Annotated in this window: 2 protein-coding genes; both read left to right on the top strand. The window is 76.1% G+C overall.

Going from position 1 to position 16,921, the window contains the following annotated elements; genetic code table 11:
- Positions 1-49: 49 nt before the first annotated feature.
- Positions 50-5,224: a type I polyketide synthase gene (locus H7H31_RS09530; protein WP_187117863.1), complete on the top strand. Its 5,175-nt coding sequence runs from the start codon at positions 50-52 to the stop codon at positions 5,222-5,224.
- Between the two features lie 340 nt (positions 5,225-5,564).
- On the top strand, positions 5,565-16,910 hold the full coding sequence (locus H7H31_RS09525) for a type I polyketide synthase (RefSeq protein WP_187117862.1): 11,346 nt from the start codon (positions 5,565-5,567) through the stop codon (positions 16,908-16,910).
- Positions 16,911-16,921 lie beyond the last annotated feature (11 nt).

The raw sequence follows: 16,921 nt of genomic DNA, 5'->3' as shown, positions 1-16,921 counted from the left end.
ACGTCCCCACCGTCAGGCCCGACATCGACCTCCCCGGGAGAAACCCACCATGCCCAGCCAGGAACCCACACCCACCCCGCCCCAGCCGGCCGCCGACGCCCAGCCCGCCGCCGACGCCCCACAGGCCGCGCCCGCGCCGGGCGGCGCGCCCCGATCGGCCGCGCCCGGCGGCGACACCGAACAGAAGCTCCTCGACTACCTCAAGCGCGTCACCACCGAACTCCAGCAGACCCAGAGCCGGCTGCGCAGCGTCGAGTCGCGTAGCCAGGAGCCGATCGCCATCGTCTCGATGGCCTGCCGCTTCCCCGGCGGGGTGCGCTCCCCGGAGGAGCTGTGGCAGTTGCTCACCGACGGCGGCGACGCCATCTCCGGCCTGCCCACCAACCGTGGGTGGGACCTGGCCACCCTCTACGACGCCGACCCGGACCGGGAGGGCACCAGCTACGTCACCGAGGGCGGGTTCCTGGAGGATGCCGACCGGTTCGACGCCGGCCTCTTCGGCATCTCGCCCCGCGAGGCGTTGGCCATGGACCCGCAGCAGCGGCTGGTGCTCGAACTGACCTGGGAGACGCTGGAGCGGGCCGGGATCGACCCGCTGTCGCTGCGCGGCGCGGGCGTGGGCACCTTCATCGGCGCCAACCCGCTCGACTACCGCTCCGGCATCGAGCAGGTCCCCGACGGCTTCGAGGGCCACCTGCTGACCGGCGCCGCCGCCAGCGTCGTCTCCGGCCGCGTCGCCTACAGCTTCGGCTTCGAGGGCCCCGCCATCACCCTGGACACCGCCTGCTCCTCGTCCCTTGTCGCGCTGCACCTGGCGGTGCGGGCGCTGCGTGACGAGGAGTGCGAACTGGCCGTCGCCGGCGGCGTCGCGGTGATGTCCACGCCCGCCGAGTTCGTCGGCTTCAGCCGGCAGCGCGGCCTGGCCGCCGACGGCCGGTGCAAGGCGTTCGGCGCCGGCGCCGACGGCATGGGCCTCGGCGAGGGCGTCGGCCTGCTGCTCGTGGAGCGCCTGTCGGACGCCGTGCGCAACGGACACCAGGTCCTCGCGGTGGTACGGGGCTCCGCCGTGAACCAGGACGGGGCCAGCAACGGCCTCACCGCCCCCAGCGGCCCCTCCCAGCAGCGGGTCATCGAGGCGGCCCTGGCCGACGCCCGGCTCTCGGCCGCGCACGTCGACGCCGTCGAGACGCACGGCACCGGCACCACGCTCGGCGACCCGATCGAGGCGCAGGCCCTGCTCGCGACGTACGGGCGGAGCCGGGACGGCGACGAGCCGCTGTGGATCGGCTCGCTCAAGTCCAACATCGGGCACGCGCAGGCCGCGGCCGGCGTCGGCGGCGTCATCAAGTCGGTGCTCGCGCTGCGCGCCGGCGTGCTGCCCGCGACGCTGCACGCCGACGAGCCGACGCCCGAGGTCGACTGGTCGGCGGGCGCCGTGTCGCTGCTGTCCACCGCCCGGCCGTGGCCGGAGACCGGCCGCCCGCGCCGCGCCGGCGTCTCCGCCTTCGGCATGGGCGGCACCAACGCCCACGTGATCGTGGAACAGGCAGACGCTGCACACGCTGCACACGCCGCGCACGCCGACCTCGAGCACGCCGAGCCCGCGCCGGCCGACGACGCCGGCGCGCGGGGCACGGAGCACGGGGCGCTGCCGTGGGTGGTGGCCGGCAAGACGGAGCGGGCGCTGACCGCCCAGGCGGCGCGGCTCCGCGACCACCTGCAGCGCCACCCGGAGCTGCGCCCGCTGGACGTGGCGGGCACCCTGGTCGGCGGCCGGGCCGCCCTGGAACACCGGGCCGTCGTCGTCGGAGCCGACCGTACGGAACTCCTCGCCGGCCTCGACCAGCTCGCCCGCGACGCCGAAGGCGCCGGCGGCCCCGACGGCGCCCACGTCGTTCGCGGCACCGTCACCCCCGCCGCCGCCGACCGCCCCGTCTTCGTCTTCCCGGGCCAGGGTGCCCAGTGGGTGGGCATGGCGCGGGAGTTGATGGCCTCGTCCCCGGTGTTCGCGGAGTCGATGGCGCGCTGTGGCGAGGCGTTGGCCCCGTTCATCGACTGGGACTTCGCGGCCGAGCTGGACGGTTCGCTGGAGCGGGTGGATGTCGTACAGCCCGTCTCGTGGGCGGTGATGGTCTCCCTGGCCGAGCTGTGGCGTTCGTACGGGGTGGAGCCGGCCGCGGTGGTGGGTCACTCGCAGGGGGAGATCGCGGCGGCCGTCGTCGCCGGAGCGCTGTCGTACGAGGACGGGGCGCGGGTGGTCGCGCTCCGTTCGAAGGTGATCGGCGAGCGGCTCGCCGGCAAGGGCGGGATGGTCTCGCTCGGGCTGCCGCGCGCGGCGGCCGAGGAGCGGATCGCCGGGTACGGGGAGCGGATCACCGTCGCCGCCGTCAACGGGCCGTCGGCCACGGTGGTGGCGGGTGAACCCGCCGCGCTGGACGAGCTGATCGCCGGCTGCGAGGCCGACGAGGTGCGGGCCAAGCGCATCCCGGTGGACTACGCCTCGCACACCCCGCAGGTGGAGTCGATCCGGGAGGAGTTGCTGCGGGTCCTGGAGGGCGTGGCGCCGCGCTCGGCCGAGGTGCCGTTCTACTCCACGGTCGAGGCCGAGCCCGTCGACACGGCCGGGCTCGACGCCGCGTACTGGGTGCGCAACCTGCGGCAGAGCGTCGAGTTCGAGCGCACCACGGGGGCCCTGCTCGACCACGGGTACGGCGTCTTCGTCGAGTGCAGCGCGCACCCGGTGCTGACCATGGCCATCGGCGAGAGCGCCGAGCGCGCCGGGGCCGGGGCCGCCGAGGGTTCGGCCGCCGAGATCGTCGCCGTCGGCTCGCTGCGCCGCGACGAGGGCGGGCAGCGCCGCTTCCTGGCCTCGCTCGCCGAGGCGTACGCCGGCGGCGTCGCCGTCACCTGGGCGCCGCTGCTCGCCGGCGCCCGCACCGTGGAGCTGCCGACGTACGCCTTCCAGCATCAGCGGTACTGGATCGAGCCCGATGGCGACGGACGACCCGAGGCCGCGCACCGTGACCCCGCCGAGGCCGCGTTCTGGGACGCCGTGGACGACGCGGACCTGGCCCGGCTGACCGAGACCCTCCAGGTCGACCCAGAGCAGCCGCTGCGCGCCGTACTGCCCGCGCTCTCCGCCTGGCGGCGACGCAACCAGGAACGCTCCGAGGTGGACTCCTGGCGCTACACCATCGCCTGGCACCCGGTACCCGACGCCCCGACGCCCGCGCTGCGCGGCGGTTGGCTGGCCGTCGTGCCCACGGAGCGCGCCGACGACCCCGCCGTACGGGGCACGCTGGCCGCCCTGGAGCGGCACGGGGCCGACGTCGTACGCCTCGACGTGGAGGCCGCCGACGCCGACCGGGCCAAGCTCACCGCCCGGCTCGGCGAGGTCGTCGGCGACGGCGCCGGCCTGACCGGCGTCCTGTCGCTGTGGCCGCTGGACGACGCCTCGCCGCACCCCGACCACGCCGCCCTGTCCGCCGGCGTGATGGGCTCCCTCGCGCTGCTCCAGGCCATCGGCGACGCGGGGTTGGCCGCGCCGCTGTGGTGCGTGACCCGTGGCGGCGTCGCCGTGGACGACGCCGACCCGCGCCCCAGCCGCGTCCAGGCCCAGGTGTGGGGCCTTGGCCGGGTCGCCGCGCTGGAGCAGGCCGCGCGCTGGGGCGGCCTCGTCGACCTGCCGGCCGACGCCGACGAGCGGGCGCTGAACCGTCTGGTGGCGGTCCTCGCGGGGCTCGACGGCGAGGACCAGGTGGCCGTGCGCCGCACCGGCCTGCTCGCCCGCCGCATGGTGCGCGACCTGCTCGGCGGCGGCGAACCGGTGCGCGACTGGCAGCCCCGCGACACCGTGCTGATCACCGGCGGGACCGGCGCGCTCGGCACCCTGCTGGCCCGCTGGTGCGCCCAGCACGGGGCCGCGCACCTGGTCCTCACCAGCCGCCGCGGGCCCGACGCGCCCGGCGCCGCCGAACTGGAGCGGGAGCTGACCGCGCTCGGCGCCCGGGTCACCATCGCCGCCTGCGACATCGCCAGCTACGACGAACTCGCCGACCTGGTACGCCGCGTGGAGGCCGAGGGACCGCCGATCCGCGCGGTCGTGCACACCGCCGCCCACATCGACCTCGGCCCGCTGGACGAGGCCAGGCCGGCCGACTTCGCCGACGCGTTCGCCGCCAAGGTCGAGGGCGCCGAACACCTGGACCGCCTCTTCGACCAGGACACCCTGGACGCGTTCGTGCTCTACTCCTCGATCGCCGCGTTCTGGGGCAGCGGCTACCACGGCGCGTACGCGGCGGCCAACGCCCACCTGGACGCCATGGCCTACCAGCGGCGCGCTCGCGGGCTCGCCGCCACCTCGATGGCCTGGGGCGTGTGGCGGCCGGTGGACATCAAGGAGAGCTACGCCGCCGAGCGGATGGCCATCAGCGAGCGCGCCCAGGCGCAGGGCCTGCCGTTCCTCGAACCCGACCTGGGCATCGCGGCGCTCAAGCAGTCCCTGGACAACGACGACACGTTCATCGCCCTGGCCAACATCGACTGGGAGCAGTTCGTCGCCCTGTTCACCATGGCCCGCCCCACCCGGCTGCTGGACGCGCTGCCGGAGGCGACCCGCGTCATGCGGCAGTTGCGCGAGGCGGCCGAGGCGGAGCCGGCCGGCACCACCACCGCCGCGGCGGCCGAACTGCGCCAGCGCCTGGCACCGCTGCCCGACGAGGAGCGCGGGCGCATCCTGCTCGACCTGGTCCGCACGCACGCCGCGGCCGTACTCGGCCACCCCACCACCGACGAGGTCAGGCCCGGACACCCGTTCCGCGACCTGGGCTTCGACTCGCTCACCTCGGTGGAGCTACGCAACCGGCTGGGCCGGGCCACCGGGTTGAAGCTGCCGGCGACCCTGGCCTTCGACCACCCCACGCCGCAGGCCCTGGTGGGCCTGCTCCGGGCCGAACTCCTCCAGGAGAGCGCCACCACCGCGGAGTCCGTGCACACCGACATCGACCGGATGGCCGCGGCCCTCACCGACCTCGACGTGGACGACCTGGGCCGCGAGGCCATCACCGAACGGCTGCGGGCCCTGCTCGCCCAGTGGACCGGCAGCCAGGTCCAGGTCACCGGCGGCGACGAGACCGAGGCCGGCGAATCCGTCGCCGACCGACTGGAGACGGCATCCGACGACGAAATGTTCGCCTTCATCCGCGACGAATTGGGACGCGCATGAGAAGTGCCGCGGAATAACCCGCCCCGCACCACCAACCGGTCCTTTCCAGCACCGCCCCGCCCGGGGCGCGCCCCGCGCCAGGCGGCGCGCCCCGTGGCGGGCCCCGTACGGCATCCCCGCGGGCCCGCCGGCCCCGGGCCGCTGGCCAGCGCCCCGTAACGGCGCCGGCCCGCACCGACCGGCACGCGAGAAGCCGCGCCGTAGCACCGACGCGGCGCCCGCCGAGCGACAGCGGGCAGCGCGCCGGTCCGAGAAAAGCACGGGGAAATCCGAGGGTCAGCGGCAAGGGCGGGACACCTCGACTTACCCACTTTCATGAACAATTCCGTAGGGGAACCCAGTGGCCAGTAAAGAAGAGACGCTCCGCGACTACCTCAAGTGGGTAACGACCGATCTGCACGAGACGAAGCAGCGCCTGCGCAGCGTGGAGGAGGCCGCCGGCGAGCCCATCGCCATCGTCGGCATGGCCTGCCGCTTCCCCGGCGGCGTGGCCTCGCCCGAAGACCTGTGGCAGATGGTCGACGAGGGCGCCGACGCCGTCTCGGGGTTCCCCACGGACCGGGGCTGGGACCTGGAGGAGCTGTACGACCCGGACCCGGACGCGCCCGGCAAGAGCTACGTCAAGGACGGTGGATTCCTCTACGAGGCCGCCGAGTTCGACCCTGACGTGTTCGGCATCTCGCCCCGCGAGGCCGTCGCGATGGACCCCCAGCAGCGGCTGCTCCTGGAGACCACCTGGGAGGTCTTCGAGCGCAGCGGCATCGACCCGGGCAGCGTGCGCGGCAGCCGTATCGGCACCTTCATCGGCTCCAACCGCCCCGACTACTTCACCGACATCGCCAGCGCCCCCGAGGGCCTGGAGGGGCACCTGCTGACCGGCTCCAACGCGAGCGTCGTCTCCGGCCGCATCGCCTACACCTTCGGCCTGGAGGGCCCGGCCGTCACCCTGGACACCGCCTGCTCGTCCTCGCTGGTCGCGCTGCACCTGGCCTGCTCCGCGCTGCGGCAGGGCGACTGCTCGATGGCGCTGGCCGGCGGCGTCGCCGTGCTCTCCAGCCCCGGCGGCTTCGTCGCCTTCAGCCGGCAGCGCGGCATGTCCCGCGACGGCCGCTGCAAGGCGTTCGGCGCCGGCGCCGACGGCCTGGGCCTGGCCGAGGGCGTCGGCGTCCTCCTGGTCGAACGCCTCTCGGACGCGCGGAAGAACGGGCACCAGGTGCTCGCGGTGGTGCGCGGTTCGGCCGTCAACCAGGACGGCGCCAGCAACGGGCTGAGCGCCCCGAGCGGCCCCGCGCAGGAGCGCGTCATCCGCCAGGCGCTGATCAACGCCAAGTTGAACGCCGGCCAGGTGGACGCCGTGGAGGCACACGGCACGGGCACGCCGCTCGGCGACCCGATCGAGGCGCAGGCCCTGCTCGCCACGTACGGCCAGGGCCGCCCCGCCGACCGCCCGCTGTGGCTCGGCTCGTTCAAGTCCAACATCGGGCATGCGCAGGCGGCGGCGGGTGTGGCTGGTGTGATCAAGACGGTGATGTCGTTGCGGGCGGGTGTGTTGCCGCGGACGTTGCACGCGGAGGAGGCGTCGCCGCATATCGACTGGTCGGCGGGTGCGGTGTCGTTGTTGACCCAGGCGCGGCCGTGGCCGGAGAAGGCGGAGCCGTGGCGGGCTGGTGTGTCCTCGTTCGGGATCAGTGGCACCAACGCGCACGTGATCCTGGAGCAGGCACCCGAGCCGGAGGCTGAGCCCGGGGCTGGGCCGGAGACCGAGCCCGAGGCGGCCGACGCCGACTCGGCGCGGCCCGAGGCGCCCGCCGAGCGGGACGCCGCCCCGTCCGTGGCCCCGTCCGACGCGGGCGTGCTGCCGTGGGTCGTCGCGGGCAAGAGCCCCGCCGCGCTGCGCGCGCAGGCGCTGCGGCTGCACGCCTTCCTCGCCGAGCGCCCCGCGTTGGCGCCCCGGGACGTGGCCGCCTCGCTGGTCCGCACCCGGGCCGCCCTGGAGCACCGCGCCGTCGTCGTCGGAGCGGACCGTACGGAGCTGCTGGCCGGCCTGGCCGCCGTCGCCCGCGAGGAGGCCACCCCGACGGCCGCCGTCGGGGTGGCCCAGCAGGGCGGCAAGGCCGTCTTCGTCTTCCCGGGGCAGGGCGCCCAGTGGGTGGGCATGGCACGGGAGTTGATGGCGTCGGCCCCGGTGTTCGCGGAGTCGATGAAGCGGTGTGGCGAGGCATTGGCCCCGTTCATCGACTGGGACTTCGCGGCCGAGCTGGACGGTTCGCTGGAGCGCGTGGACGTCGTGCAGCCGCTGTCGTGGGCGGTGATGGTCTCGCTCGCCGAGCTGTGGCGTTCGTACGGCGTGGAGCCGGCCGCCGTGGTCGGTCACTCGCAGGGCGAGATCGCCGCCGCTGTCGTCGCCGGTGCGCTGTCCCACGAGGACGGGGCGCGGGTCGTCGCGCTCCGTTCCAAGGTGATCGGCGAACGCCTCGCGGGCCAGGGCGGGATGGTCTCGCTCGGGCTGCCGCGCGCCGAGGCCGAGGCCCGCATCGCCCCGTACGCCGGCCGGGTCACCGTCGCCGCGGTCAACGGGGCCTCATCGACGGTGGTGGCCGGCGAACCCGCCGCGCTGGACGAGCTGGTGGCAGGCTGCGAGGCCGACGACGTACGGGCCAAGCGCATCCCGGTGGACTACGCCTCGCACTCGCCGCAGGTGGACTCCGTACGCGACGAGTTGCTGCGCGTCCTGGACGGCGTGGCGCCGCGTCCGGCCGCCGTGCCGTTCTACTCCACGGTGGACGGGGCGCTGCTCGACACGGCCGGGCTCGACGCCGCGTACTGGGTGCGCAACCTGCGCCAGACCGTCGAGTTCCAGCAGGTCATCGCGGACCTGATCGACCTGGGGCACCGCACGTTCATCGAGTCCAGCTCACACCCGGTGCTCGCGATGGCGGTCGGTGAGACCGCCGAGCAGGCGGGCGTGGCGGAGGTGGCCGCCGTCGGGTCGCTGCGCCGCGACGAGGGCGGGTTGGACCGCTTCGCACGCTCGCTCGCCGAGGCGTACGCGCGCGGCGTCGCCGTGGACTGGGCGCCGCTGCTCGCCGGCGCGCGCACGGTGGAGCTGCCCACGTACGCCTTCCAGCGCGACCGGTACTGGCTGGAGGCGCGCGACGCGGCGGCCACCGGCGGTCGGCGGGACGCGCACGAGGACCGGTTCTGGGACGCCGTCGAGCGCGAGGACCTGGCCGACCTGACGGACGCGCTGGCCGTCGGCGCGGACCAGCCGCTGACGGACGTGCTGCCGGCGCTGTCCGCCTGGCGGCGCCGGGAGCGCGAGCGCTCGGTGCTCGACTCCTGGCGCTACCGGCTCGACTGGCAGCCGCTGCCCACCCCGGCCACCGGCACGCTGCCCGGCACCTGGCTGCTGCTCGCCCCGGAGCTGCCCGGCGCGGGCGACGACGGAGCGGCCGACGACGGGGCGAACGGAGCGGACGGTGCGGACGGCGCGGGCGGGGCCGCCTGGCTGGACGCGTCCGCCCGGGCCCTGACCGGCGCCGGCGCGCACGTCCTGCGGGTCCGCGTGGACCCGTCGGCCCCCCGCGCGGAGTTGGCCGGCACCCTGCGCACCGTCCTGGCCGACGCCGGACACGGAGCCACCACGGAGCACGGAGCCGACACGGGACGCGGAGCCACCACGGAGCAGGCGGCCACCACGGGGCACGGCCCCGTCGCCGGCGTGCTCTCGCTCCTGGCCCTGGACACCACCCCGCACGCCGCGCACCCCGAACTCACCTCCGGCACCCTCGGCACCCTGGCCCTGCTCCAGGCGATGGGCGACGTCGGCCTGGACGCCCCGCTGTGGTGCGCCACCCGGGGCGCCGTCTCCACCGGCGAGGCCGACCCCGTCACGCACCCCGCCGCCGCCCCCGTCTGGGGCGTCGGCCGGGTGGCCGCGCTGGAGTACCCGCAGCGCTGGGGCGGCGTCGTGGACCTGCCCGCCGACGCCGGCGAGCGGGCCCAGCGCGCCCTGGCCGCCGCGCTGGCCGGCGGCGCGGGCGAGGACCAGGTCGCGGTGCGCCCGGCCGGCCTGTTCGCCGCCCGCCTGGTGCGCGCGGGCGGCGCCGACCGCCCCGTGACCGGCGCCTGGCGTCCGGGCCCCGGCACCGTCCTCATCACCGGCGGCACCGGCGCGCTCGGCGCGCACGTCGCCCGCTGGCTGGCCCGCGCCGGCGCCCAGCACCTGCTGCTCACCAGCCGCCGCGGCCCGGACGCGCCCGGCGCCGCCGCACTGGAGCGGGAACTGACCGCGCTCGGCGCGGCCGTCACGGTCGCCGCGTGCGACGCCGCCGACCGCGACGCGCTCGCCGCCACCCTCGACGCCCTCCCCGCCGACCGGCCCCTGACGGCCGTCTTCCACGCGGCCGGCGTCCTCGACGACACCATCGTGGACTCCCTCACCCCCGAGCGCGTCGCCGGCGTCGTACGCCCCAAGGCCACCGCCGCCCGCCACCTGCACGAGCTGACCGCCGCGTGTGACCTGACGGCGTTCGTGCTGTTCTCCTCGTTCGCCAGCGTCTTCCCGAGCATCGGGCAGGCCAACTACGCGGCGGCCAACACCTACCTGGACGCGCTCGCCGCCCACCGGCGGGCCCAGGGCCTGCCGGCGACCTCCGTGATGTGGGGCTCGTGGGGCGGCGGCGGGCTCGCCGACGGCGCGGTGGGGGAGCGGCTGCGCGCCGACGGCGTGCCACCCATGGACCCCGAACGCGCCGTCGCCTCCCTGGAGCGCGCCATCGCCTCGGGCGACACCGTCCTCGGCGTCGTGGACATCGACTGGGCCACCATCGCCCCCAACGCCACCGCCGTGCGCCCCTACCCGCTGATCACCGGCGTCCCCGAGGCCCGCGCCGCCGTCGAGGCCGCGGCCCCGTCGGCCGGCGGCCCGGCCGCCGCCGGCGGCGCGACGGAGCTGGCCCAGCGCCTGGCCCCGCTCCCGGCGGCCGACCAGGACCGCGAACTGCTCACCCTGGTCCGTACGCACGCCGGCGCCGCGCTCGGCCACCCCGACCCGCAGGGCGTCGACCCGGACCGGGCGTTCAAGGACCTCGGCGTGGACTCGCTGATCGCCGTGGACCTGCGCAACCGGCTGAACACCGCGACCGGGCTCAAGCTGCCCGCCACCCTGGTCTTCGACCACCCCACGCCCCAGGCCCTCGCCCGCCACCTGCGCGGCGCTCTCATAGGCGCCCCGGCCCCCGCCGACGCGGCCCCCACCGCGCGCGCCACGGCCGCCGCGTCCGACGAGCCCATCGCCATCGTCGGCATGGCCTGCCGGATGCCCGGCGGGGTGCGCTCGCCCGAGGAGCTGTGGGAGTTGCTCGCGGCCGGCGGCGACGCCATCGCCGGCTTCCCCACCGACCGTGGCTGGGACGTGGAGGGGATGTACGACCCGGACCCGGACGCCGCCGGCAAGACGTACGTCCGCGAGGGCGGGTTCCTCTACGACGCGGCCGAGTTCGACGCGGCGTTCTTCGGTATCTCGCCGCGCGAGGCCCTGGCCATGGACCCGCAGCAGCGGCTGCTCCTGGAGACCTCCTGGGAGGCCCTGGAGCGCGCCGGCATCGCCCCGGCCAGCCTGGAGTCCACGCCCACCGGCGTGTTCGTCGGCGCCGGCCACCGTGGCTACGTCACCGGCCTCCAGGACCTGCCCGAGGGCGCCGAGGGTTACCTCATGACGGGCAACGCCTCCAGCGTGCTCTCCGGCCGCATCTCGTACACCTTCGGCTTCGAGGGCCCGGCCGTCACCGTCGACACCGCCTGCTCGTCCTCGCTGGTCGCCCTGCACATGGCCGTGCAGGCGCTGCGCGGCGGCGAGTGCACCATGGCCCTGGCGGGCGGCGTCGCCGTGATGCCGGGCGCCGAGGTCTTCGTCGAGTTCAGCCGCCAGCGCGGGCTCGCCCCCGACGGCCGCTGCAAGGCGTTCGCGGCCGGCGCCGACGGCACCGGCTGGTCCGAGGGCGTGGGCGTACTTCTCGTGGAGCGGCTGTCCGACGCGCGGAAGAACGGCCACCAGGTCCTCGCCGTCGTCCGAGGCTCGGCCATCAACCAGGACGGCGCCAGCAACGGCCTCACCGCCCCCAACGGCCCGTCCCAGCAACGCGTCATCGAGGCCGCCCTCGCCAACGCCGGGCTGACCGCGGCCGACGTGGACGCCGTCGAGGCGCACGGCACCGGCACCCCGCTGGGCGACCCCATCGAGGCGCAGGCCCTGCTCGCCACGTACGGCAAGCAGCGCCCCGCCGACCAGCCGCTGTGGCTCGGCTCCATCAAGTCCAACCTCGGCCACACCCAGGCCGCGGCCGGCGTCGCCGGCATCATCAAGATGGTGCTGGCGATGCGCGCGGGCACGCTGCCCAGGACGCTGCACGTGGACGAGCCGACGGCCGAGGTCGACTGGGCGTCGGGCGCCGTGGCGCTGCTCACCGAGGACCGCCCCTGGGAGAGCGCGCCCGGCTCCGTGCGCCGCGCCGCCGTCTCCTCGTTCGGCGTCAGCGGCACCAACGCCCACGTGATCATCGAGCAGGCCCCGCCGGCCGAGGCCCCCGCGACCCCCGAGCCCGCCCGGGCCCCGGCGCCCCTGCCGGTGACCCCCTGGCCGCTGTCGGCCCGTGGCACGGCGGCGCTGCGCGCCCAGGCCGCGCGCCTGCTCGCCCACCTGGAGGCGCACCCCGAACTGCCGCTGGCGGCCGTCGGCGCCACGCTGGCCGCCTCCCGCGCGGACCTCAGCCACCGCGCCGTGGCCCTGGGCGAGACCCGCGCCGAACTCCTCGCCGCCCTCGCCCACCTCGCCGACGACACCCCAACGCCCGACGCCGTCACCGGCCAGGCGACCGCCGGCCGCACCGCGCTGTTGTTCGGTGGGCAGGGGAGCCAGCGCCTGGGGATGGGGCGTGGGTTGTACGCGGCGTTCCCGGTGTTCGCCGAGGCGTGGGACGCGGTGGTGGCGGAGTTGGACGGTGCGCTGCCGCGTCCGTTGGGCGAGGTGGTGTGGGGCGAGGACGCGGCGGTGTTGGAGCGTACCGAGTACGCCCAGCCGGCCCTGTTCACCCTTGAGGTGGCCCTGTTCCGGCTCCTGGAGTCCTGGGGCATCAGGCCGGCCCAGGTCGCCGGCCACTCGGTCGGCGAGATCGCGGCGGCGCACGTGACCGGGGTGCTGTCGCTGGCCGACGCGTGCCAACTGGTGGCCGCGCGCGGCCGGTTGATGCAGGCGCTGCCCGCTGGTGGCGCGATGCTGGCCGTTCAGGCGTCGGAGGACGAGGTCGCCGAGGCGCTGGCCGATCACGCCGACCAGGTGAGCGTGGCGGCGGTCAACGGGCCGTCGTCGGTGGTGGTCTCGGGCGCGGAGTCGGCGGTCGCGGAACTGGAGGAGCGGTTCCGGGCCCTGGGCCGCCGGGTGAAGCGGTTGCGGGTGAGCCACGCCTTCCACTCCCCGCTGATGGCGCCCATGGTGGCGGACTTCCGTGCGGTGGTCTCCGGGCTCGCCTTCGGCACACCCGAGCTTGGCGTGGTGACCACCGGTGGCCGGATCGACGGCGACTGGAGCGACCCCGAGTACTGGGTGCGGCACGTCAGCGAGCACGTACGGTTCCACGACGCCGTACGCCAACTCCACGCCGACGGAGCCACCGTCCTCCTGGAGGTCGGCGCCGACGGGACGCTGACCGGCATGGCCCAGGAGTGCCTGGCCGACGCCTCCGACGCGACGCTGGTGCCGCTGCTGCGCAAGGACAAGGCCGAGCCGCGCACCGCCGTCGAGGCGCTGGCCCGCGCGCACGCCAGCGGCGTCACCGTGGACTGGTCGGCGCTCTTCCCGGCCGCCGCGACCGTGGACTTGCCCACCTACGCCTTCCAGCGCGAGCACTACTGGCTGCGCCCCTCCGCCAGCCGGGGCGACGCCACCGCCATCGGGCTCGCCTCGCCCGAGCACCCGCTGCTCGGCGCGGCCGTCCCGCTCGCCGACGGCGGCGGCGTGCTGCTCACCGGCCGCCTCTCCACGCACACCCACCCCTGGCTCGCGGACCACTGCGTGGCCGGCGCGGTGTTGCTGCCCGGCACGGCCTTCGTGGAGCTGGCCATCCGCGCCGGCGACGAGGTCGGCTGCGGGCGCGTCGAGGAACTGACCCTCCAGGCGCCCCTGTTGCTGCCCGCGCGGGGCGGCGTGCAGCTCCAGGTCACCGTCGGCGAGCCCACCGAGTCCGGCGCCCGCCCCGTGCGCGTCCACTCCCGCCCCGACGGCGCCGACGGTGCCGAGGGCGAGTGGTCCTGCCACGCGGTCGGCGAGCTGTCCCCGGCCGAGTCCGCCGCCCCGTACGCGCTGACCACCTGGCCCCCGCAGGACGCCGAACCGGTCGACCTGACCGACTTCTACGCTCGGCTCGCCGAGGCCGGCTCGCTCTACGGCCCCGCCTTCCAGGGCCTGCGGGCCGCGTGGCGACGGGGCGAGGAGGTGTTCGCCGAGGTCGCGCTCGACGCGGCGGACGAGGCGGCCGGCTTCGGGCTGCACCCGGCCGTCCTGGACGCCGCGCTGCACCCGATCGGCCTGGGTGGACTGCTGCGCACCAGCGGCCAGTCGGTGCTGCCGTTCGCGTGGAGCGGCGTCGAGCTGTACGCGGCGGGCGCCGCGACGGTGCGGGTACGGCTCACGCCGTCCGGGGCCGACGCCGTGAGCGTGACCGTCGCGGACGCCACCGGCGCCCCGGTGGCCACCGTCGACTCGCTCGTGCTGCGCCCCGTCTCGGCGGGCGCGCTGCGCGAGGCGCACGCCGAGGTACGCGACGCCCTGTTCCGCGTGGACTGGGTGCCGGCGCCGGCGAGCGAAGCGCGCGAACCGGGCCGCGTCGCGATCCTCGGCCAGGACGCGCCGAGCCTCGCCGAACTGCCCGCCGACCTGCCCGACGTGGTGGTCGCGCCGGTGCCGCCCACCGAGGACGCACGGGCCGCCGTGACCGGCACCCTCGACCTGGTCCGTGGTTGGCTGGCCGACGACCGGTTCGCCGACGCCACGCTGGCCGTCGTCACCCGGCACGGCCTGCTCGCGCACGCCGCGGCGGCCGGCCTGGTCCGCTCCGCGCAGTCGGAGAACCCGGGCCGCCTGCTGCTCGTCGAGGTGGCCGAGAAGCCCGACACCGAGGGCACGGCCCAGCCGGTCGCGGCCGACGCCGCCGCCCCGTCCCTCGACGGCGACCCCGCCGCGCTCGCCCCGCTGCCGGCCGCCGGCCTCGCCGCGGCGCTGGCCAGCGGCGAACCCCACACGCGGGTGCAGGGTGACGCGGTGTTCGTACCGCGCCTCGCCCGCGCCACCGGCGACGGCGCGCTGCTGCCGCCGGCCGAAGGCCCCTGGCACCTGGCCGTACGGGGCGGCTCCGGCACACTGGACGACCTGGAGTTGGCCGCCAACCCGGACGCGAGCCGGCCGCTGGCGGCCGGCGAGGTGCGCGTCGCCGTACGGGCCACCGGGCTCAACTTCCGCGACGTGCTCATCGCGCTCGGCATGTACCCGGGCGACGCCCCGCCGCTCGGCAACGAGGGCGCCGGCATCGTCCTGGAGACCGGCCCCGACGTCTCCGGGTTCGCCCCCGGCGACCGCGTCCTCGGCCTGCTGCCCGACGCCATGGGCCCGCAGGCCGTCACCGACCACCGCCTGTTGGCCCCGCTGCCCGCCGGCTGGTCGTACGAACAGGCCGCCTCGGTCCCCGTGGTGTTCCTGACCGCGTGGATGGGGTTGGTGGACCTGGCCGGTGTCGGTCCGGGTGATGCCGTGTTGGTGCACGCGGCGGCCGGTGGTGTGGGCATGGCGGCGGTGCAGTTGGCGAAGCTGCGCGGGGCCGAGGTGTTCGCGACGGCGAGTGAGCCCAAGTGGGAGGTGCTGCGCGGGCTCGGTGTGGCGGATGACCACATCGCCTCGTCGCGTTCGCTGGAGTTCCGGGACCGGTTCCTGGCCGTGACCGGGGGTCGTGGCGTGGACGTGGTGCTCAACTCGCTGGCGGGGGAGTACGTCGACGCCTCGCTGGCCCTCCTGCCGCGCGGTGGGCACTTCCTGGAGATGGGCAAGACCGACATCCGCGAACCCGCCGCCGTCGCCGCCCGACACGAGGGCGTCACGTACAACGCCTTCGACCTGATCACCAGCGGCCCGGACCGGATCGGCGCCATGCTCACCGAGGTGGTGGGCCTGCTGGCGCGCGGCGAGCTGACCCCGCTGCCGGTGCGCTCCTGGGACGTGCGCCGCGCGCCGGAGGCGTTCCGGCACGTCAGCCAGGCCAAGCACATCGGCAAGGTGGTCCTCACCGTCCCGGCTGCCTGGGACCGCGCCGGCACGGTGCTGGTCACCGGCGCCACCGGCACCCTCGGCGGCCTGGTCGCCCGGCATCTGGCCACCGAGCACGGCGTACGGCACCTGTTGCTGACCAGCCGGCGTGGCCCGGCCGCCGACGGGGCGGACGAACTCCTCGCCGAGCTGCGGAAGGCGGGCGCTGAACCGGAGTTGGTGGCGTGTGACGCGGCCGACCGGGACGCGCTGGCCGCGACGCTCGCGGCCGTTCCGGCGGACCGGCCGCTGACGGCGGTGGTGCACGTCGCCGGCGTCGTGGACGACGGCGTCATCGGCTCGCTCACCGACGAGCAGGTCGAGCGGGTGCTGCGGCCCAAGGTGGACGCGGCCCGCTACCTGCACGAGCTGACCGCGGGCCACGACCTGGCCGCGTTCGTCCTCTTCTCCTCCATGGGCGGCGTGCTCGGCGGCGCCGGCCAGGGCAACTACGCGGCGGCCAACTCCTACCTGGACGCCCTCGCCGCGCGCCGTAGGGAGCACGGCCTGCCCGCGCTCTCGCTGGCCTGGGGCCTGTGGGAGGAGGCCAGCGGCATGACCGGCAAGCTGGGCCGCGAGGACCTGGCCCGGGTCAACCGCTCCGGCGTCCAGGCGCTCAGCAACGAACAGGGCCTCGCCCTGTTCGACGCGGCCCTGGGCACGGACGCCGCGATGCTGCTGCCGGCCAGGTTCAACCTCGGCATGTGGCGCGCCAAGGCCGCCACCGAGGAGGTGCCGGCGCTGCTCCGTGGCCTGGTCCGCGCCCCGCAGCGGCGGGCCGCGAGCGCGGCCGTCGACACCTCGGGCGCCGCCGCCCTCGCCCAGCGACTGGCCCGCGCCCCGCGCGCCGAGCGCGAACGCGTCCTGCTCGACCTCGTACGCACCCACGCGGCCACCGTCCTCGGCCACTCCCACGCCCAGGGCATCGAGGCCGAACGGCCCTTCCGGGACGTGGGGTTCGACTCGCTCACCGCGGTCGAACTCCGCAACCGGCTCGGCGCCGCCACCGGCCTCAAGCTGGCCGCGGCCGTGGTCTTCGACCACCCCACGCCGCTCGCGCTCGCCACCCACCTGGCGGACGAACTCGCCAGCGGCGACGAGACCGCGCCCGGCGCGGGCGCCGAGGGCGATCCGCAGGAGGTCGCGTTCCGCCAGGCGCTGGCCGCCCTGCCCCTGTCCACGCTCCGCGACGCGGGCGTCATGGACACCCTGCTGCGCATCACCGGCCTCGACCACGGCTCCGCCGATGGCGACGAGAAGGCCGACGCCGCGTCCATCGCGGCCATGGACGTCGGCGACCTCGTCCAGATGGCGCTGCGCAAGAACGAATCCTGAAGCGACCCCGG

It is taken from the genome of Streptomyces buecherae (assembly GCF_014295035.1).
GTDB lineage: Bacteria > Actinomycetota > Actinomycetes > Streptomycetales > Streptomycetaceae > Streptomyces > Streptomyces youssoufiensis.
The sequence above is the reverse complement of the archived record's forward strand: the minus strand, read 5'-3'. Positions and strand labels throughout refer to the sequence as shown.